Below are 18500 nucleotides of genomic sequence, written 5' to 3'. Positions count from 1 at the left end.
GGGAAACGCAACCTCAGTCGGTGGGCACGACGGGCGGGTGGGATGGAGGAGGAGCCGGGCGTGCCCGGTCGGGACCGATGGGGTGGGCGGGCCTACACGGCCATGCCGTACACGATGGTGAACAGCGTGCCGAGCGATCCGATGATGAAGACGCCCGTCAGTCCCGCGATGATGAGGCCCTTGCCCTGTTCGGCACTGAACGTGTCCCTCAACGCGGTGGCGCCGATGCGCTGTTTGGCCGCCCCCCAGATGGCGATGCCCAGGCAGATCAGGATGGCGACCGCCATGACCACCTCGATCATCACCTTGGCCTCGTTGCCCAGGCTGCCGAAGGGGCCCCAGTCCGGAGCGATCCCGCCGATAATGGTGTTGATGTCTCCCTCGTCGGCCGCAAAGAGCATGTAAGTCACCGCCCCTGTATGGGTAGTTCCGCATCCCCTGCGGGAGTGCAGAGGTCAGGCCTCATTCTCACCGACATTGTCGCTGTCGTATGTCGACTTGGCGTCATCCGTTGGCGGGTTTCGTACGAATAGCTTGCCACCGGCGCACGCCGGACTCCGGCAGGGGCGCGCTCCGGTGGGTGAAGAGTCGTATCGTCACTCTGTGTATCACGCGGAGTAACGCCGGGCAACGAGGTGGGTGTTCAGCGCGGTTTGAGTCCGTGCAGCAGGAGGTGGACCAACTCCTCCACGCCGCCGTGCTGGGACGCGTAGGCGGCCGACTTGTCGCCGGCCGTGAAGGTGGCGAGGCCGTGGAGCACGGCGCCTATGGCGATCGTCAGGTGCTCGGGGTCGCCCTCGACGATCTCGCCCCGCGCCTGTGCCTCGGCGACGACCCGGCCGATCAGGCCCACCGTGCGCTCGACGCCGTCGGCCATCAGCTCGGCGGATTCCGGGTCGTGCTTGCGGGCGTACATCAGCTCCAGCAGTTCCGCGTGGTCGGCCGCGAAGCCGAGGTAGGCGCGGGCCAGCGCGGTGAGGCGGGGCTGGAGGGGGAGGGCGGGGTCGTCGGCGGAGTCCAGGGCCCGGGCCAGGCGGTCGTAACCGCTCAGGGCGAGGGCGTCGAGCAGGGCCTGCTTGTCCTTGAAGTGGCGGCCGGGGGCGGCGTGGCTCACTCCGGCCTCGCGGGCCAGCTCGCGCAGCGACAGGGCGCCGACCCCCTTCTCCCGCAGGGTGCGCTCGGCGCCGGCGAGGAGGGCGGAGCGCAGGTCTCCGTGGTGGTAGGGGCGGCTCTCGGGCATGGGTCTCATCGTATCCCGATGTTGGCGGCGCCAGCTTTGTTGTCATTGACAGCATTGTTGGCGGCGTCTACTTTCGGTTCATGGCTGAGAAGAGCAAGCACGCATGGACCGCCACGCACCTGCCCGACCTCACCGGCCGGACCGTCGTCGTCACCGGGGCCAACAGCGGCATCGGCCGCACCACCGCGGACGCGCTCGCGCGGGCGGGGGCGCATGTCGTCCTGGCGGTACGCGACCCGGAGCGGGGGAGGGCCGCCGCCGCGGGCCTGTCCGGCAGCACCGAGGTGCGGCGTCTGGACCTGGCCGACCTCGCCTCGGTGCGGGAGTTCGCCGCCGGCTGGAGCGACCCGCTGTACGCCCTCGTCAACAACGCCGGCGTGATGATGCTGCCGAGGCGGCGCACCGAGGACGGCTTCGAGATGCAGTTCGGGACCAACCACCTGGGCCACTTCGCCCTCACCAACCTGCTGCTGCCGCACGTCACCGACCGCGTCGTGACCCTGTCCTCCAGCGCCCACCGCTGGGGCGGCGCCACCATCGAGTTCGACGACCTGGACCTGACCGCCCGCTACACCCCGCAGCGCGCCTACGCCCAGTCCAAGCTGGCGAACCTCCTGTTCACCCTGGAACTCCAGCGGCGCCTGTCGGAGGCCGGTTCCCCGGTCCGCGCGCTCGCGGCCCACCCCGGGTACGCCGCGACCAACCTCCAGAGCCACACGGCTAACCCGGTGGTGCGTGGCGTCCTGAAGGTCACCAACAGGTTCCTCGCGCAGGACGACAGGGCCGGTGCGCTGCCGACGCTCTACGCCGTGACGCAGGACCTCCCCGGGGCGAGCTACGTCGGTCCGGACGGGTTCGCGGAGGCCCGCGGGGTGCCGACCCTGGTCGGTCGCTCCCGGGCGGCGAGCGACCCGCACGCGGCGCGGCGGCTGTGGGGGGTGTCGGAGGAACTGACGGGCGTGCGGTTCCCGCTGGCCGTGGGGGCGGACTCCTGAGCGCCGCCCGGTGGAGCAGGGGCTGCCGTCCGGCTCCCGGACGGCAGCGGCCCGCACCGGGCCGACGCGACCGGCCGTCACTCCCGTCACGTGATCACACCGGACGGCGGACGCCGCCTCTACACTGACGTGCGGCGGCGGACTCCCGGACGGTGAGAGGCGGTTGACGGTGCGTAAGTTCTGGATCGCGACGGGCCTCGCCGTCAGCTCCGCGCTCGCCTTCGTCATGCTGCTCGTCGTCGGCGTCTACGTCGTCGCCGGGAACCTCGTCAACGGGGTCGGCGGCGGGGCGGCGAAGACGCTCGCCAAGGGGACCGTGCCGGCCGCGTACCAGGCGCTCGTGCAGAAGTGGGGCAACCTCTGCCCGGCCATCAACCCGGCGCTGCTCGCCGCCCAGCTCTACCAGGAGAGCGGGTTCAACCCGAGGGCGCAGAGCCACGCGGCGGCGCAGGGCATCGCGCAGTTCATCCCCGGGACCTGGGCCACGCACGGGATCGACGGGGACGGGGACGGGGACCGCGACGTGTGGGACCCGGAGGACGCGATCCCGTCGGCGGCGCAGTACGACTGCACGCTCGCGTCCTACGTGAAGGACGTCCCCGGGAATCTGACCGAAAACATGCTGGCCTCGTACAACGCCGGGGCCTACGCGGTGATCAAGTACCGGGGCGTGCCGCCGTACGAGGAGACGCGGAACTACGTCAAGCGGATCACCGCGCTGGAGAAGAGCTTCGCCGCACCGGTCGGCCGCGTCGACCCCTCCCGGCAGGCCGCCGGCGCCATCGCCTACGCGCAGAAGAAGCTCGGCACGCCCTACCTCTGGGGCGGCAACGGCACCGCTGAGCAGGGCGGACGCTTCGACTGCTCGGGTCTGACCAAGGCGGCGTACGAGAGCGTGGGGATCACGCTGCCGCGTGTCGCGAACGACCAGTACAACGCGGGGCCGCACCCGAAGCGGGAGGAACTGCTCCCGGGCGATCTGGTGTTCTTCTCGGACGACCCGACCAATTCGCGGGCCATCCGGCATGTGGGTATTTACGTCGGCGGTGGGTACATGATCGACGCGCCGCGCCCGGGTGCGGTGATCCGATTCGACCCGATCGACACGCCTGACTACTTTGGTGCCACCCGGGTCACCGAAGATGGCGCGAAAGCGCTCCCCACGACGGCGTGAGCGGAGCGTGAACCCACCCCCTGAGCTGCAGCGATGCATCTCTCTTCGATAACGTCTGCGTGATCATTCAGTGGAGTGTGGAACGTATCGACGGAGACCGTGCGTTCCTGTTGTCGTAGCCCGAGCGAACGAGCGGATCTACGAACCACGGGGGTGGAAGAGACGGCGTGCACGGCGTGCGCCGGGAGAGAGATGACGAAGGGGCCGCGCACCATGGCTGGACTCGCCGATTCCGGGTCGAACCCCGACGTCGACCTGCTCTACGACATCAACGGCCTCGCCAAGGCCGCGCCGACGTGGTTCGACCGGATCATGGAGTTCGTCGGCGAGTACGGACTGCTGTTCGCCGTGATGGGGATGATCCTGTGGTGCTGGTGGGGTGTCCGGCGGCGGGGCGGTGAGGACGCGGCGTCCTCCGTCGCGGCGCTGGTGTGGGCCCCGCTCGCGGCCGGCGTCGCCGTCCTGGTGAACGTGCCGATCCGGGGGTTCGTGGAGCGGCCCCGGCCGTTCAAGGACCACCAGGGGCTCGAGGTCCTCGTCGCGGGCAAGAACGACTACTCCTTCGTCAGCGACCACGCGACGCTCACCATGGCGCTCGCGGTGGGGCTGTTCCTGGCCAACCGGAAGTTCGGGCTCGTCGGCCTCGTGCTCGCCCTGTTCGCGGGCTTCTGCCGCGTCTACATGGGCGTGCACTACCCGACGGACGTCGTCGGCGGACTCGCGCTCGGCACGGCGGTCGCGCTGCTGCTGTCGCCGCTCGCCATGGCGCTGCTGACGCCGGTCATGCGGGCGATCGAACGGTCGCCGCGGGCCGGGTGGCTGATCTCGGCGCGGGGGCGGAACGACGCGCAACGGAACGCGGTGGTCCCGGGGACCCGGCGCGGGGCGCCCGGGGCGGAGGAGCGGGACTTGGCGGCCTGAGCGGCCCCGCGTCCACTCCTCCACCCCTTCGACCCGTCCCCTCCTTCGGGGCCCGTCACCCGGCCGCTCACAGGGCCTGCGGGCACGTGAAGACCCGGTCGGGGTCGTACCGCCTCTTCAGCCGGGCCAGGCGCGGTGCCGCGTCGCCGTAGTAGGCGCGGCGCCAGTCGGTCAGGGTCGGGTCCGGGTAGTTCTGGTAGGCCGCGCCGGACGCGTGGGGGCGCATGGCCCGGTGGGCCGACGCCAGCCACGCCTCGGCGGCGGAACCGGACGCCCCCGCGCTCCAGGACGCGAGGTACTGGACCAGCACGCGTGAGCGGCGGTGGACGAACGCCGTGGCCGTCGGCGCGACCCGGTTGACGGCCCCGCCGAGGGCGGTGAGCGCGATGCTGCCGGAACCGCCGCGGACGGTGCCGAGCTGCGCGAGCAGGGTCCGGATCCCGTCGGCGCCGAGGGAGCGGTCGAAGAGGTCCGAGCGGGCGGAGTAGGTCTCGCGCTCCAGGGCGCCTCGCGGGGAGCGGCCCGGTGTCGTCCCCGGGAGGTGGCACTGCGCGTCGTGGGCGAAGGACGAGCAGCCGGCGTACAGCTCCATCGACTCCTCGTACGAGCGGCGCACGAGCGAGACGCCGCGCGCGGAGGCGCCGACGCGGTCGGCCAGGCGGTCGACGGCGTTCTGCAGCTCGCCGTACGTGCCGAGGGAGAAGGCGGTGACGGAGACGGTGGGGGTGCCGCCGGGGGCGCTCGCCAGGTGGAGCGACGACCAGATCTCGTCCGGCTGGTCCGGTCCCCACTCCTGCCAGGCCGCGACGACGGCGGCGGCTTTCGGCCAGGGCCAGGTCAGGTGCCCGGTGACGCTCCGCGGGGCCGGGTGGGTCCGGAAGCGCAGCTCCGTGACGACGCCGAAGGTGCCGTTGCCGGCGCCGCGCAGGGCCCAGAAGAGGTCCTCGTGCTCGGTCGCGTCGGCGGTGAGCAGCCGGCCGTCGGCGGTGACGAGGGTGGCGCCGGTGAGACTGTCGCAGGTCAGGCCGTAGGCGCGGGAGACCATGCCGTGGCCGCCGCCGAGGGTGAGGCCGGAGATGCCGACGGTGGGGCAGGAGCCGCCGGGGACCGTCACGCCCTTCGCTGCGAGGGCGCGGTAGACGTCGATGAGCTTGGCGCCGGCACCGATCACGGCGGCGCCCGCGGAGGCGCGGACGGCACCGAGCTTCGAGACGTCGACGATCAGGCGGCGGTCGCCGGAGGACCAGCCGGCGTAGGAGTGGCCGCCGTTGCGGATCGCGACGGGGACGGCGTGGGCGCGGGCGTGGGCGAGGGCGGTGCGGATGTCGTCGGCGTGGGCGACGTAGGCGACGGCGGCGGGTCTGAGGCCGTCGAAGCGGGTGTTGTAGAGGCGGTGGGCCGTCGGCCAGTCGGCGTCGCCGGGGCGGACCAGGGGGCCGTCGAGGTCGCGGGCGAGGGCGGCCCAGTCGGCGGGGGCGGGGGGCGCGGCGCGCGTGGGGGTGGAAGCGGAAGGGGTGCGGGCGGCGGGGGTCCGCCGGGGCGGGCCGGTGTCCTCGCCGGTGCAGGCGGTGGCCGTGGCGGCGGTGAGGGCCGCGGTCGCCGTGCCCGCGATGAAGGTGCGTCGTTCCATGGGGGCCTCCCGGATCCGTGGAACGGGACGGGTGTGGGGCCGTGCGGGTTCCATGGTGCGGGACGCCCGGCCCGCCGCGGACCGGGGACGGCGGACGCGGCCTCGGGGCCCGCTGCCGGTCCGCTCCGTCGGTCCGCCCTGTCAGTCCCCCCTGCCAGACTCGTCCGCATGACCAGCAGCACGGGAACTCCCGTCCCGATCCCGGCCGATCACCGTGTCTCCGAGACGTACGTCGACTGGGCGCGCACCCAGGGGCCCGGCGCCGAGGCCGACGCGCGCGCCCTGCTCGCACGGGCCGGACGGGGGCGGTCGGGCGCCTGGGAGAAGCCCGGACGGTTCATGGACGACGTGGAGCGCATGGCCCGGGACCTGCCCGGCGCCCATCTGCCGTGGTTCTGGGACACCGTCGGCCACTGGATGCTGGAGACGCACCGGCGCTCCGCCGCCCGCGCCTACGCGAGGGCCCGCACCGCCGAACGCACCCACGGACTGCCCGTCGACCCCGGCTGGCGGCGGGCCAACCTCGCGCTGTTCGCCCGGTTCGGCGCGCTCCCCGCCACCGAACTCAGCGGCGCTCCGGCCTGGTTGGCCACGGTGCTCGAACCGGGCGACGCGCACCGCGAGTTCGTGGCGCTGCTGACCGCCTGGGCGGCGTCGCCCGGCGAGCTCCCGGCCGATCTGGCCCGCCGGGTCCGGGACTCCGCGCGGGCCGCGGGCCTCGGCGTCGAGGAGGAGGCCCGGGTGCTGGGCGGGATACTCGCGTCGGCGCGCGGGAAGGCCGTCCCGGACCGGCTGTTCGACGAGGCGCGCGGCCCGCTCGCCGCCCATCCGCCGGCCGACGACCGGGCCGCCGCCCTCCTCGACCTGTTCCCCGAGTCGAAGAACGACGCGGCCGCGTGGCTGCGGCTGCTCGTCTCCTGCGGCGCCGCCGACGCCGCCGCGGCCGGCCGGATCGTCCCGGAGGGCGGCCTCGGCGAGTGGCTGCGCCGCTACGCGTCCCGCCACTCGCACCGCACCGTCGCCGGCGGCGGGGTGACGCGCCAGGCGATGCCCGCCGAACTCTTCGACCTGGTCGCCCGGTTCGCCCCGCTGCTGAAGGCGGACGGCACCCCGGTCCGGCTGCACGAGGACCGCTACCGGTGGCCGCACCTGGACGCGGACCTGCTCGACGCCTGCCTCGCCGAGGGCGTCCCCGTCCACGACCCCGGTCCCGCCGTCCGCCTGGAGTTCTGGGGCGAGGACTCCCGGCGCGACCTCAGGGCGCTCGCCGCCGACCCCGTGTTCGGGCCGCGGCTGGAGGGCACCGTGCACGCCGGGCTGCGCCCCCGGGGCGGCACCGCCATCAGCCGGCTCCCGCACAATCCGGAGATCGCCGCCGAGGTGCACGGCCGGGTCGAGAAGCTGCTCGACACGCTGCGGGGCGGCGGGCTCGCCGCCGCCGACGAGGCCGTCGACGAGCTGCGCGACCTCCTGGACCGGCCCACCGCCGTCGCCCTGGACGGCATCGAGGAGGCCCTCGACGCCCTGGACCTCACCGGCCCGCTGGCCCGTGCCCTGCGCGCCGGACTGCCCGAGGAACTGGGCTGGCCCGCGCTGGAGGCGGCCCTCGCCGAGTTCCGGCCGGACGAGCCGGTGCACGTCACCTGCACCTGGCCGGTGCTCACCGTGTACGGGGACACCCGCGCGTTCGCCGTCGACCACGCGGGCCGGCGCGGCGAGCACACCCTGGAACTGCCGGACGGCGCCGGCCCGCACACGGTGCACTGGGTGGGCGGGCAGTTCCTCGTCGCCTGGGAGGGGACGGGCGGCGACGGGCACTGCACGGCGTACTGGTCCGGCAGCCCCGCCGACACGTTCCGGCCGGAACAGACCTACGGGCTGCGCCCCTACGGCGGCAGCATCCAGGGCGGCCTCGGCTACCAGTTCCAGACGCCGGACGGCGGCGGCCGGTTCGACGGGGAGGGCGTCCTGCGTCCCGGCGGCCGCGGCGGCATCGGTCACCGCGACTACCAGATGCACGACGGGCGGGACTTCTGGAGCACGGAGGTGTTCAGCGAGGACCGGGGCGGAGGGTGGGCCCGCCTGGACCCGGTCACCGGCGAGCCCACCGCCGACGGCACCCTGCCCGCCTTCCACTCCCCGGACGCGTTCCCGGACGCGTTCCCGGAGGGGACGAAGCCCTTCTCCGACCACCGCATCCTCGCCGAGCTGCCGCACGGCGCCCCGCCGTCCCCGCTCGGCCAGGACGGCCGGCTCACCGGCTGCCGGGTCCACTACCGCAGCCCGTACTCCGGTTACTCGCCGCGCGAGTTCGTGCTGGAGACCGTCGACGGGCGCACCGCCTCCTACCGCACCCGCACCTGGGGCCGCCGCCCGTGGGGCGTCCTCGCCCTGCCGGAGGGCGGGGAGGACGCCGTCGTCACCGGCAGTCCCACCGTCCGCTGTTACGCCGCCGAGGACAACTCGCTGCTCTGGCAGGTCCGGGGCTTCGCCGGAAGCCGCGACCGCGGGCCGGTCCGCGCCACCCTCGGGGAGCAGGCCGGGCCCGTCCCCCCGCCCGCCTTCTGGCACTTCCTCACCCCGCGCGACGCGTCCTCGTCCCGTGCGCTGCGCGCGGTCACCGACGCGGCGGTGCGCGCACTGCTGCGCTCCGGGGGCGACACCGGCCTGCCCGGGGTGACCGAGCCGAGGATCCGGCAGGGCGTCGCCCGTGCCGCACGGCTCGCCGCCGACGTGCTGCGCCGCCGCCGGGAGCTGTCGCACCGGGTGGCCGTCATGCGCTCCGGACCGGTCGTCGAGCTGCCCGACCCGGTGCGCGACACCCTGCTCGTCCCGGCGCTGCAGGGCCTGCTGCCCCGAAAGCACCTGCGCCACGGGCAGTCCCCGCACCCCCAGCCCGCCCTGCTCACCTCCGTCGCCGCCGACGGCCGTCATCTGCGCGGCGAGGTCGACGACGAGGTCCGGGTGCTCGCCCTGCCCGCGCCGGCGCCCGACTGGACGGCGCTCGTCGGCCGGATCGACGCCGTGGCCTGGCGGGCCGTCGTCGCGGGCACCCCGGACGACCGGCGCAGGGCCCTCACCGCGCTGCTCGACGTCTGGAGCCGCCAGCCGTTCGCGGAAGCGGGCGGCAGCTGGCGGACCGGCTACGCCCCCGAGGAGCGGATCGCCGAACTCCGGGCGTCCGGGGCCACGGTGGTCTCCCACCCGGTCCGTGACGACCTCGCCCTCTTCCTCCAGCGCGCCGCCGACACCGCGCCCGCCGGCGCGGAGGACGACGAGGTCCGCACCGTCACCGGCGACGACACCGCCCGCCTTCCCCGCCTGCTGGCCCTGCTCGACGAGCACGGCCCGCTCCCGGTGTCCGAGGAGGCGGTGGACCTGTTCCGCTGGCGCACGGGCGTGCCGCGACCGGTCGCCGCGCTGGTCGTCGACGGCTTCGCGGGCAGCGACGACCACACCGCGCACCTCAAGCTGTGCCGCGCGAAGCCGTACAAGGCGGACCGGAACGCCGTGCGCGCGTACGACGACCTGTGGCGGCACCTCGGCCCCGCCGGCCGGTGCGCGGTGCTCGCCGCCGCCGTGCCCGCCGATCCCGCCGACCTCTGGGCCCCCGGCGGCATGACCGCCGCCGTGGACCGGATGGCCGCCGCGTGGTCGGACCTGCTCGCCCCCGTCCCGTACGCCGACGACGGCAGCCACGCCGCCGCGCTGGCCGAGGACCACGGTCTGCCCGGGAGTTGGGCCACCGCCCTGCTCACCGGTCGCCTGGAGGAACCGCTCGACGCCGACGGGATCCGGGCCGCCGCCACCGCCGTCGCCTGGGCGCTCGCCGAGCGGCCGGTCGGCGATCCGGCCGCCGGGGGCGCCCGTGCCCTGATCGGCCGGCTCACCGGCGCCCCCGCCGAACTGCTCACCGCCCTGCGCGCGCTGGCGGACCGGTCCCTCGCCACCCCGGTCCCGCCGGGCCAGTACGAGGCCAACCCCCTCTTCAGCGTCCCGGACCTGGTGGACGAGGTGGCGGCGGCCCTCGGCGTCGGCCGTGACGCGGCGGCCCTCCACCTCCAACTGCACGCCCTGGACCGCCCGGCCGACCGCACGGTGCGCCGCTGGAACGGCTGGACCCTCGACCACCACCGTGCCGTCCGCAGGGAACTGACCGGCGCGAAGGCACCCCGGCCCGCCCCCGCTCCCGCCGCACCGGCGGCCCTCCCCGTGCCCGCGCACGAACGGTTCGCCCGCGCCTGGGCGGACGGCACGGCACGGCCGCGGGGAAAGGGCCGGGCCTGACGCCTCCTCCGGGTCCGACGCCTCCGCCGGGCGCGACCCGTGTGCGGGGGCGGCGCGGCCCCCGGAGGGCGTGGGTCACTCGGCCGTGTGGTTCTCGGCGTCCGTGCGGGCCTGGCTCCTGGCCCTCCTGGCCGGGCCGCGCCAGCCGCAGGTGCAGCGGGCCACGCAGAAGGGGCCCTGTTCGGTGGTGGTCGTGCTGTGCGGTCCGGGGTCCGCCTCGTCGTCCTGGTGCGCCACGCCGACCACCGTAGCGCCCCGGCGCGGCGGCGTGACGGGGTCTCCTACCGGTCGTTAACCGGAACGACAAGCGACCCGTGTCGGACGGAACGGGGGTAGGCGGGCGATGGCTCGACGACAGCAGCGGTACCGGCGGACGAGCGGCGCGGTGGTTGCGGCCGGGGTCGTGGGCTGCCTCTGTCTGGGGGCCGTGGGCTGCGCGCGGAGCAACGCCGTGACCGGGGACGCTCCGGCCGGCGATCCGGTCGAGGTGCTGCACGGGGCGGCCGACGCGCTGGTGGACGCCGGGAGTTCCAAGGCGCGCACCTCCCTGGAGATGGCCACCGGCGGGACCCGGGTGACCATCCGGGGCAAGGGCGTGTACGACTACCGCAAGCGGCTGGGGCGGCTGAAGGTGCTGCTGCCGCAGGATCCGGCGGGGGACGCGGAGCGGCGGCCCATCATCGAACTGCTCGCCCCCGGGGCGCTGTTCATGAAGAACCGGGGGGCGGGGGTGCCCGCCGACAAGTGGGTGCGCGTGGACACCGGGACGCTGTCCGACGGGAACCTCGTCACCGGCGGGGCCACCGATCCGTTCGCCGCCGCCGAGGTGCTGCGCGGGACGCGCGAGGCGACGTTCGTGGGGCGGACCGAGGTCGCGGGGGCACCGGTGCGGCACTACCGGGGGACGGCGGACCTGGCGGAGGCCGCGCGGGACGCCTCGGACGCGAACCGCGGTCCGCTGGCCGCGGCGGCGAAAGGGTTCGCCGCGACCGAGGTGCCGTTCGACGCCTACCTCGACGACCAGGGCCGGATCCGCAAGGTCCGGCACCGGTTCAGTTTCGTCAACGGGGAGCGGGGCAAGCCCGTCGCGGTCGCCTCGACCACGCTGCTGTACGACTTCGGGGCCCCGGCCGACGTGCGGCTTCCCGAGGAGGAGGACATCTACGCGGGCCGGATCGCCGAGGGGCGGGCCGGGGAGTGACCGGCCTGAACTAGCCCTTCCGTGCCATGCGCGGTGCGTAGGCCGCTCCCTACTCTAGGAAGCCGGTGACGGCAGGGACGAGGTGAGGCGCGTGGCTCCGCTCGGGGGCGGGACGGTGCAGGACCACGTGGCGCTCGCCGAGATCGAACTCTGCGGAGAGCTGATCATCGCCGCCTCCGCCGCCGAGGAACGGCTCAGCCTGGAGAGCATCGACGAGGTGCTGCGGGTGGCCGAGGCCAGGGCGCAGGCCCTCCCGGAGGAGTAGGCCGCTCAGGCCCGCGTCACGTCCGCATCATGCGGGCGATGGCCTGCGTCGCCTCCTTGACCTTCGCGTCGATCTCGTCGCCGCCCTTGACGGCCGCGTCCGCGACGCAGTGGCGCAGATGCTCCTCCAGCAGCTGCAGCGCGAAGGACTGCAGCGCCTTGGTGGAGGCGGACACCTGGGTGAGTATGTCGATGCAGTAGACGTCCTCGTCGACCATCCGCTGCAGGCCGCGGATCTGGCCCTCGATGCGGCGCAGGCGCTTGACGTGGTCCTGCTTCTGGTGGTGGTAGCCGTGGATCCCGCGGTCGTGGTCGGTGACGACGTCCGTCCCGTCCGTCACCCCGGGCACGCCGGTCGTGCCGGTCGCGTGCGTCACGCCGGTCACCCCGGCCACGCCCGTCGCGTCCTGGGAGGAGGGCGCGTTCGCGCCGGTCTCGGTGGTCGTCATCGCGTCCTCCTGGTGTCCTGATGCGCGCCATATACCCCTGGTGGGTATATGCTACCGAACTTTGCTGGGTATACGCCCCTTGGCCACTGTCGTGCGCTGCGGCCGGATACGGCCCGCTGACCGCCCTCGTGCTCGTCACTCTGCCTGATGGGCGACACTGGGGGACGGCCCGTTCGTCGTGGCCGGATGATGCGCCTAGCATCAGCCTGACCGAAACCGATGCATATCGAGGACCCCACGTGCGCTTTCGTCTGACCCCCAGGGAGACGAGCTTCTACGACATGTTCGCCGCCTCCGCGGACAACATCGTCACGGGCTCGAAACTCCTGATGGAACTGCTCGGGGCGGACACTTCCGCCCGGGCCGAGATCGCAGAGCGTATGCGGGCCGCGGAACACGCAGGTGACGACGCCACGCATGCGATCTTCCACCAGCTGAACTCCTCCTTCATCACGCCCTTCGACCGCGAGGACATCTACTCCCTCGCGTCGTCCCTCGACGACATCATGGACTTCATGGAGGAGGCCGTCGACCTGGTCGTCCTCTACAACATCGAGGAACTGCCCAGGGGCGTCGAGCAGCAGATCGAGGTGCTGGCGCGGGCCGCGGAGCTGACCGCGGAGGCCATGCCGCACCTGCGCACGATGGACAGCCTCACCGAATACTGGATCGAGGTCAACCGCCTGGAGAACCAGGCCGACCAGATCCACCGCAAGCTGCTGGCCCACCTCTTCAACGGCAAGTACGACGCGATCGAGGTGCTGAAGCTGAAGCAGATCGTGGACGTGCTGGAGGAGGCGGCCGACGCCTTCGAGCACGTGGCGAACACGGTGGAGACCATCGCGGTCAAGGAGTCCTGAGGCCCGGCCATGGACACCTTCGCTCTGGTCGTGACCATCGGGGTCGCGCTCTTCTTCACGTACACCAACGGCTTCCACGACTCGGCGAACGCGATCGCCACCTCGGTCTCGACGAGGGCGCTCACCCCGCGGGCCGCGCTCGCGATGGCGGCCGTCATGAACCTGGCCGGCGCGTTCCTGGGGTCCGGGGTCGCCAAGACGGTCAGTGAGGGGCTGATCCAGACGCCCGAGGGCTCGACGGGGATGGGGATCCTCTTCGCCGCGCTGGTGGGCGCGATCGTCTGGAACCTGATCACCTGGTACTTCGGGCTGCCGTCCTCGTCCTCGCACGCCCTGTTCGGCGGCATGGTGGGCGCCGCGCTGGCCGGCGGCACGACCGTGTACTGGGACGGGGTGCTGGAGAAGATCGTCATCCCGATGTTCGTGTCGCCGGTGGTGGGTCTGCTCGCCGGTTACCTGGTGATGACGGCGATCCTGTGGATCTTCCGGCGGACCAATCCGCACAAGGCCAAGCGGGGCTTCCGCATCGCGCAGACGGTGTCCGCGGCGGGCATGGCGCTGGGACACGGTCTGCAGGACGCGCAGAAGACGATGGGCATCGTGGTGATGGCTCTGGTCATCGCCGACGTCGAGGACTACGGCGACCCGATCCCGGTGTGGGTGAAGATCGCCTGTGCGGTGATGCTGTCGGCGGGTACGTACGCGGGCGGCTGGCGCATCATGCGGACGCTGGGCCGGAAGATCATCGAGCTGGACCCGCCGCAGGGGTTCGCGGCGGAGACGACCGGCGCGACGATCATGTTCGGGTCGGCGTTCCTGTTCCACGCGCCGATCTCGACGACGCACGTGATCACGTCCGCGATCATGGGTGTGGGGGCGACGAAGCGGGTCAACGCGGTGCGGTGGGGGGTGGCCAAGAACATCGTCCTCGGGTGGTTCATCACCATGCCGGCGGCGGCGGCGGTGGCCGCGGTGTCGTTCGGGCTGGTGAAGCTGGCGTTCCTCTAGACGCCGCCCGGGGCCCCGTCCGCCGGGCCGCAGGCCCGTGCCCACCCACCGCCCGACCCGGCCGGGCGGGCGGCGCGCAGGAGCGGTACGACGAAAGGCCCGCCCCCGGGAGCCGGGGGCGGGCCCTTTTCGTCCTCGCGGTGGCACCGCCATGCAGCACCGCGAGGGGTTCGGATCAGCCGAAGCGGCCGGAGATGTAGTCCTCCGTGGCCTGGACCGACGGGTTGGAGAAGATGCGCTCCGTGTCGTCGATCTCGATCAGCTTGCCGGGCTGGCCGACCGCCGCCAGGTTGAAGAACGCCGTGCGGTCGGAGACGCGGGCCGCCTGCTGCATGTTGTGCGTCACGATGACGATCGTGAAGCGCTCCTTCAGCTCGCCGATCAGGTCCTCGATGGCGAGGGTGGAGATCGGGTCCAGGGCGGAGCAGGGCTCGTCCATGAGGAGGACGTTCGGCTCGACGGCGATCGCCCGCGCGATGCACAGACGCTGCTGCTGACCGCCGGAGAGGCCCGAGCCGGGCTTGTTCAGGCGGTCCTTGACCTCGTTCCAGAGGTTGGCGCCCCTGAGGGACTTCTCGACGATGTCGTCCAGCTCGGACTTCTTGTACTTGCCGTTCAGGCGCAGGCCCGCCGCCACGTTGTCGTAGACCGACATGGTGGGGAACGGGTTCGGGCGCTGGAAGACCATGCCGACCTCGCGCCGCACGGACACCGGGTCGATGCCGGCGCCGTACAGGTTCTCGTCGTCGAGCATGACCTTGCCCTCGACCCGGCCGCCCGGCGTCACCTCGTGCATGCGGTTGAGCGTGCGCAGGAAGGTGGACTTGCCGCAGCCGGAGGGGCCGATGAAGGCCGTCACGGAACGGGGTTCGACGGTCATCGAGATGTCCTCGATGGCCAGGAAGGAGCCGTAGTAGGCGTTGAGGCCGCTGACATCGATGCGCTTGGCCATGGGAATCACTGCTTCTTTCGAGTCCGAGTCGCTGACTGGGTTCGCTCTGGCCGCGCGTCAGCGACCGGTCTTCGGGGCCTTCCAGCGGGCGATGCCGCGGGCCACCATGTTGAGGATCATGATGAACGCGATGAGCGTCAGGGCCGCCGCCCAGGCGCGGTCGTAGGCCGCGCCGTACCCGCCGCTGTTCTGGTACTGCAGGTAGATGTACATCGGCAGCGACGCCTGCGGGTCCTGGAACGGGTTGGCGTTGATGAAGTTCGTGACCCACACCAGCAGCAGCACGGGGGCGGTCTCGCCGGTGATGCGGGCGATCGCGAGCATCACGCCGGTGGTGATGCCGCCGATCGACGTGGGCAGGACCACCTTGAGGATGGTGCGCCACTTCGGCACGCCCAGCGCCAGCGACGCCTCGCGCAGCTCGTTCGGGACGAGCTTGAGCATCTCCTCGGTGGAGCGGACGACCACCGGGATCATCAGGATGGACAGGGCCATCGAGCCGGCGAAGCCGGAGGGACCCATGTCCAGCATCAGGACCCAGACGCTGAGGATGAACAGGCCCGCGACGATGGACGGGATGCCCGTCATGACGTCGACGAAGAAGGTGACGGCCTTGGCGAGCCTGCCGCGCCCGTACTCGACGAGGTAGATCGCGGTGAGCACGCCGACCGGCACGGAGATCACGGTGGCGAGGCCGACCTGCTCCAGCGTGCCGAGGATGGCGTGGTAGATGCCGCCGCCGGGCTCGGTGTCGGCGACCACGCCCATGGAGTGGGTGAGGAAGTAGCCGTCGAGGACCTTGACGCCGCGCTTGACGGTCTCCCACATGAGGGAGGCGAGCGGGACGACGGCCAGGAGGAAGGCGACCCACACCAGGCTGGTCGCGGTGCGGTCCTTGGCCTGGCGGCGGCCCTCGACCTTGGCGGAGACGGCGTAGGAGCCGAGGACGAACAGCACCGCGGCGATCAGCGCCCACTGGATGCTGCTCTCCAGGCCGGCCGCGGCGCTGATGCCGAGGCCCGCCGCGACCGAGCCCGCGGCGACCGCCCAGGCGAACCACTTGGGCAGGGTCGCACCGCGCAGGGAGCTGCGCCGGGGGGAGAGGGTTGCGTGGCTCATGCGTTGGCCCCCGAGTACTCCTTGCGGCGGGCGATGATCAGCCGGGCCGCGCCGTTGACCAGCAGCGTGATGACGAACAGGACGAGGCCGGAGGCGATCAGGGCGTCCCGGCCGATCACCGTGGCCTCGTTGAACTTGCTGGCGATGTTCTGGGCGAAGGTGCCGCCGCCCGTGTCGAGCAGGCTGGCGTTGATGTCGAAGCTCGAGGAGAGCACCATGGCCACGGCCATCGTCTCGCCGAGCGCGCGGCCGAGGCCGAGCATCGAGGCGGAGATGACGCCGGAGCGGCCGAAGGGCAGCACCGACATGCGGATGACCTCCCAGCGCGTGGCGCCGAGGGCCAGGGCCGCCTCCTCGTGCATCCGCGGGACCTGGCGGAAGACCTCGCGGCTCACGTTGGTGATGATCGGCAGGATCATGATCGCGAGCAGGATGCCGATGGTGAACAGCGAGCGCGGGGCGCCGCCGTTCCACTCGAAGACGCCGGTCCAGCCGAGGTAGTCGTCCAGCCAGCCGTAGAGGCCCTCCAGGTGCGGGACGAGGACGAGCGCGCCCCACAGGCCGTAGACGATGGACGGCACGGCGGCGAGCAGGTCGATGACGTACGCGATGGCGCCGCCCAGCTTGCGCGGGGCGTAGTGGGTGATGAAGAGGGCGATGCCGACCGAGATCGGGACCGCGATGACCATCGCGATGACCGAGGACACGATGGTGCCGAAGGCCAGGACCGCGATGCCGAACTTCGGCGGGATGCCGCTGGGGTTCCACTCGAGGGAGGTGAAGAAGTTCGCCTCGTTCTCGCCGAGCGCGAGGGCGGCGCGGTAGGTCAGGAAGGCCGCGATGGCGGCCATGATCACCAGGACCAGGATGCCGGATCCGCGGGAGAGCCCGAGGAAGATCCGGTCACCGGGGCGGGTGGCGCCGCGCGGGGTGGGCTTGCCGTCGGTCAGGGACGGCTGGGGTGTCTGGGGGACTTTGGTGGTCTGTGTGGTTATGTCCATCGGGTTCTCCGGTCTGCGGAGCCGCGTCGTGCGCGACGGCGGCTCGGGCGGAGCCGCCCGCGGGGCGGGGGCTCCTGGCGGCGGTGCACCGGACGGTGCGGTCCGGTCCCCTCGCCGGGGACCGGACCGCACACTCGGATCAGCTCAGGCCCGAGATGGTCTCGCGGACCTTGGTGATGATCTCCTCGGGCATCGGGGCGTAGCCCGCGTCGGCCAGCAGGGCCTGGCCGTCCTCGGAGGCCATGTAGTTCAGGAAGGACTTGGTGGCGGGCAGGCTCTCGGCCTTGTTGCCCTTGTCGCACACGATCTCGTACGTCACCAGGACGATCGGGTAGGCGCCCGCGGCGGACGGGGTGTAGTCCAGCTCCAGCGCGAGGTCCTTGCCGGTCCCGACGACCTTGGCGGCGCCGATGGCGGCGGTGGCGTTCTCGATGGTGGCCGCGACCGGCTCGGCGGCCTCGGTCTTGATGGAGACCGTGTTCATGCCGTCCTTGGCGTAGGACAGCTCCATGTAGGAGATCGCGCCGGAGGTCTGCTTCACCTGCTGGGCGACACCGGAGGAGCCCTGCGCGGACTGGCCGCCCTTGGCCTCCCACGCCTTGCTCGGCTCGTACGCCCAGTCCTTGGGCGCGGCTTCCTTCAGGTACGTGGTGAAGTTGTCGGTGGTGCCGGACTCGTCCGAGCGGTGGAAGGCCTGGATCTTCAGGTCGGGAAGCTCGGCGTCGGGGTTGAGCTTGGCGATCGCCTCGTCGTTCCAGTTGGTGATCTTGCTGTCGAAGATCTTCGCGAGGGTCGACGCGTCCAGGACGAGGTTGTCGACGCCCGGGACGTTGTAACCGACGGCGATCGGGCCGCCGACCATGGGCAGGTCGATGCCCTGGCCGTCCTTGCAGATCTTCTTGGACTGCTCGATCTCCTCGGCCTCCAGCGCGGAGTCCGAGCCGGCGAACGCGGTCTGGCCCTGGAGGAACGCGGTGATGCCGGCGCCCGAACCGGTCGGGTTGTAGTTGACCTGCACGCCCTTGCACGCCGCGGAGTACTGCTTGACCCAGGCGTCGATGGCGTTCTTCTGCGCGGAGGAGCCGGAGGCCTGGAGCTGGCCCTTGGCGTCGCCGCAGTCGATGTTGCCGGCCGGCGCGGCGGCGGAGGCGTCGCCGCCGTCGGAGTTGCCGGTGTCGTCGGAGCCGCACGCCGTGAGGGCCAGGGCGCCGGAGACGGCGAGAGCACCGAGAGCGAGGGCCCGCCGGTTCTTGCGCTGAAGCTTCACTTGAGTTCCTTCCGGGAGCCGCCGTCCTGAATTCGGCGGCGTGCGAAGTGTGGGTGCTGCGGTCCCCCCACCTTTTCGGGCGATCCGCATCGCGTAAGGCCGAAATTAGGCAGAACAGGTGACGGCGCCGAT

The 18500-nt window shown here is 72.5% G+C and carries 17 protein-coding genes; 8 read left to right on the top strand and 9 right to left on the bottom strand.

Going from position 1 to position 18500, the window contains the following annotated elements:
* Positions 1-92: 92 nt before the first annotated feature.
* Positions 93-401: a DUF8827 family protein gene (locus tag FHS37_RS22440; protein ID WP_006136301.1), complete on the bottom strand. Its 309-nt coding sequence runs from the start codon at positions 399-401 to the stop codon at positions 93-95.
* 242 nt (positions 402-643) lie between these two features.
* Positions 644-1249: a TetR/AcrR family transcriptional regulator gene (locus tag FHS37_RS22435; protein ID WP_184824051.1), complete on the bottom strand. Its 606-nt coding sequence runs from the start codon at positions 1247-1249 to the stop codon at positions 644-646.
* A 71-nt stretch (positions 1250-1320) separates the two neighbouring features.
* Between FHS37_RS22435 and FHS37_RS22430 the strand changes: the two genes are divergently transcribed.
* The 3 genes from FHS37_RS22430 to FHS37_RS22420 all read left to right on the top strand — a co-directional run bounded on the left by FHS37_RS22430 (position 1321) and on the right by FHS37_RS22420 (position 4330).
* Positions 1321-2235 carry an oxidoreductase gene (locus tag FHS37_RS22430; protein ID WP_184824049.1) on the top strand — a complete coding sequence of 305 codons (915 nt, stop codon included), beginning with the start codon at positions 1321-1323 and terminating at the stop codon, positions 2233-2235.
* A 226-nt stretch (positions 2236-2461) separates the two neighbouring features.
* Entirely contained in the window at positions 2462-3409 is a 948-nt protein-coding gene (locus FHS37_RS22425; RefSeq protein WP_229890058.1) for a C40 family peptidase, read from the top strand.
* A gap of 213 nt (positions 3410-3622) precedes the next feature.
* A complete protein-coding gene (locus FHS37_RS22420) occupies positions 3623-4330 on the top strand; it encodes a phosphatase PAP2 family protein (protein ID WP_184824045.1) in 708 nt (235 codons plus the stop codon).
* A 67-nt stretch (positions 4331-4397) separates the two neighbouring features.
* Here the strand turns inward: FHS37_RS22420 and FHS37_RS22415 are convergent, their stop codons facing one another.
* Positions 4398-5960, bottom strand: a complete 1563-nt coding sequence (locus FHS37_RS22415; RefSeq protein WP_184824043.1) for an FAD-binding oxidoreductase — start codon at positions 5958-5960, stop codon at positions 4398-4400.
* Positions 5961-6128: 168 nt separating this feature from the next.
* On the opposite strand from FHS37_RS22415, the gene FHS37_RS22410 reads away from it, so the two are divergent.
* A complete protein-coding gene (locus tag FHS37_RS22410) occupies positions 6129-10247 on the top strand; it encodes a hypothetical protein (protein ID WP_184824041.1) in 4119 nt (1372 codons plus the stop codon).
* Between the two features lie 75 nt (positions 10248-10322).
* On the opposite strand, the gene FHS37_RS22405 is transcribed toward FHS37_RS22410, so the two are convergent.
* Positions 10323-10484, bottom strand: a complete 162-nt coding sequence (locus FHS37_RS22405; protein ID WP_184824132.1) for a hypothetical protein — start codon at positions 10482-10484, stop codon at positions 10323-10325.
* A gap of 106 nt (positions 10485-10590) precedes the next feature.
* Here FHS37_RS22405 and FHS37_RS22400 point away from each other — a divergent pair, with 106 nt between their 5' ends.
* Both FHS37_RS22400 and FHS37_RS22395 read left to right on the top strand, forming a co-directional pair.
* Positions 10591-11448, top strand: a complete 858-nt coding sequence (locus tag FHS37_RS22400) for an SCO4651 family lipoprotein (RefSeq protein WP_184824039.1) — start codon at positions 10591-10593, stop codon at positions 11446-11448.
* 82 nt (positions 11449-11530) lie between these two features.
* Positions 11531-11713, top strand: a complete 183-nt coding sequence (locus tag FHS37_RS22395; RefSeq protein ID WP_184824037.1) for a hypothetical protein — start codon at positions 11531-11533, stop codon at positions 11711-11713.
* A gap of 16 nt (positions 11714-11729) precedes the next feature.
* Here FHS37_RS22395 and FHS37_RS22390 read toward each other — a convergent pair whose 3' ends face one another.
* On the bottom strand, positions 11730-12161 hold the full coding sequence (locus tag FHS37_RS22390; RefSeq protein ID WP_184824035.1) for a metal-sensitive transcriptional regulator: 432 nt from the start codon (positions 12159-12161) through the stop codon (positions 11730-11732).
* Positions 12162-12400: 239 nt separating this feature from the next.
* On the opposite strand from FHS37_RS22390, the gene FHS37_RS22385 reads away from it, so the two are divergent.
* Together FHS37_RS22385 and FHS37_RS22380 are read left to right on the top strand one after the other, a co-directional pair.
* Complete coding sequence (locus FHS37_RS22385) at positions 12401-13021, top strand: DUF47 domain-containing protein (protein ID WP_184824033.1); 621 nt, start codon at positions 12401-12403, stop codon at positions 13019-13021.
* Positions 13022-13030: 9 nt separating this feature from the next.
* A complete protein-coding gene (locus FHS37_RS22380) occupies positions 13031-14029 on the top strand; it encodes an inorganic phosphate transporter (protein ID WP_184824030.1) in 999 nt (332 codons plus the stop codon).
* Positions 14030-14204: 175 nt separating this feature from the next.
* Here the strand turns inward: FHS37_RS22380 and pstB are convergent, their stop codons facing one another.
* The 4 genes from pstB to pstS all read right to left on the bottom strand — a co-directional run bounded on the left by pstB (position 14205) and on the right by pstS (position 18368).
* Positions 14205-14981, bottom strand: a complete 777-nt coding sequence (gene pstB / locus FHS37_RS22375; protein ID WP_184824028.1) for a phosphate ABC transporter ATP-binding protein PstB — start codon at positions 14979-14981, stop codon at positions 14205-14207.
* Between the two features lie 57 nt (positions 14982-15038).
* Complete coding sequence (gene pstA / locus FHS37_RS22370) at positions 15039-16100, bottom strand: phosphate ABC transporter permease PstA (protein WP_184824025.1); 1062 nt, start codon at positions 16098-16100, stop codon at positions 15039-15041.
* Positions 16097-17101: a phosphate ABC transporter permease subunit PstC gene (gene pstC, locus FHS37_RS22365; RefSeq protein WP_184824023.1), complete on the bottom strand. Its 1005-nt coding sequence runs from the start codon at positions 17099-17101 to the stop codon at positions 16097-16099. The genes pstA and pstC overlap by 4 nt, the downstream gene beginning before the upstream one ends.
* A 139-nt stretch (positions 17102-17240) precedes the next feature.
* Positions 17241-18368, bottom strand: coding sequence for a phosphate ABC transporter substrate-binding protein PstS (gene pstS / locus FHS37_RS22360; RefSeq protein ID WP_184824021.1), 1128 nt, complete (start codon positions 18366-18368; stop codon positions 17241-17243).
* Positions 18369-18500 lie beyond the last annotated feature (132 nt).

Origin of the sequence: Streptomyces griseomycini (assembly GCF_014203535.1) — a bacterium.
GTDB lineage: Bacteria > Actinomycetota > Actinomycetes > Streptomycetales > Streptomycetaceae > Streptomyces > Streptomyces griseomycini.
Note: the sequence above shows the minus strand (reverse complement) of the source record. Positions and strands in the feature narration are given on the sequence as shown.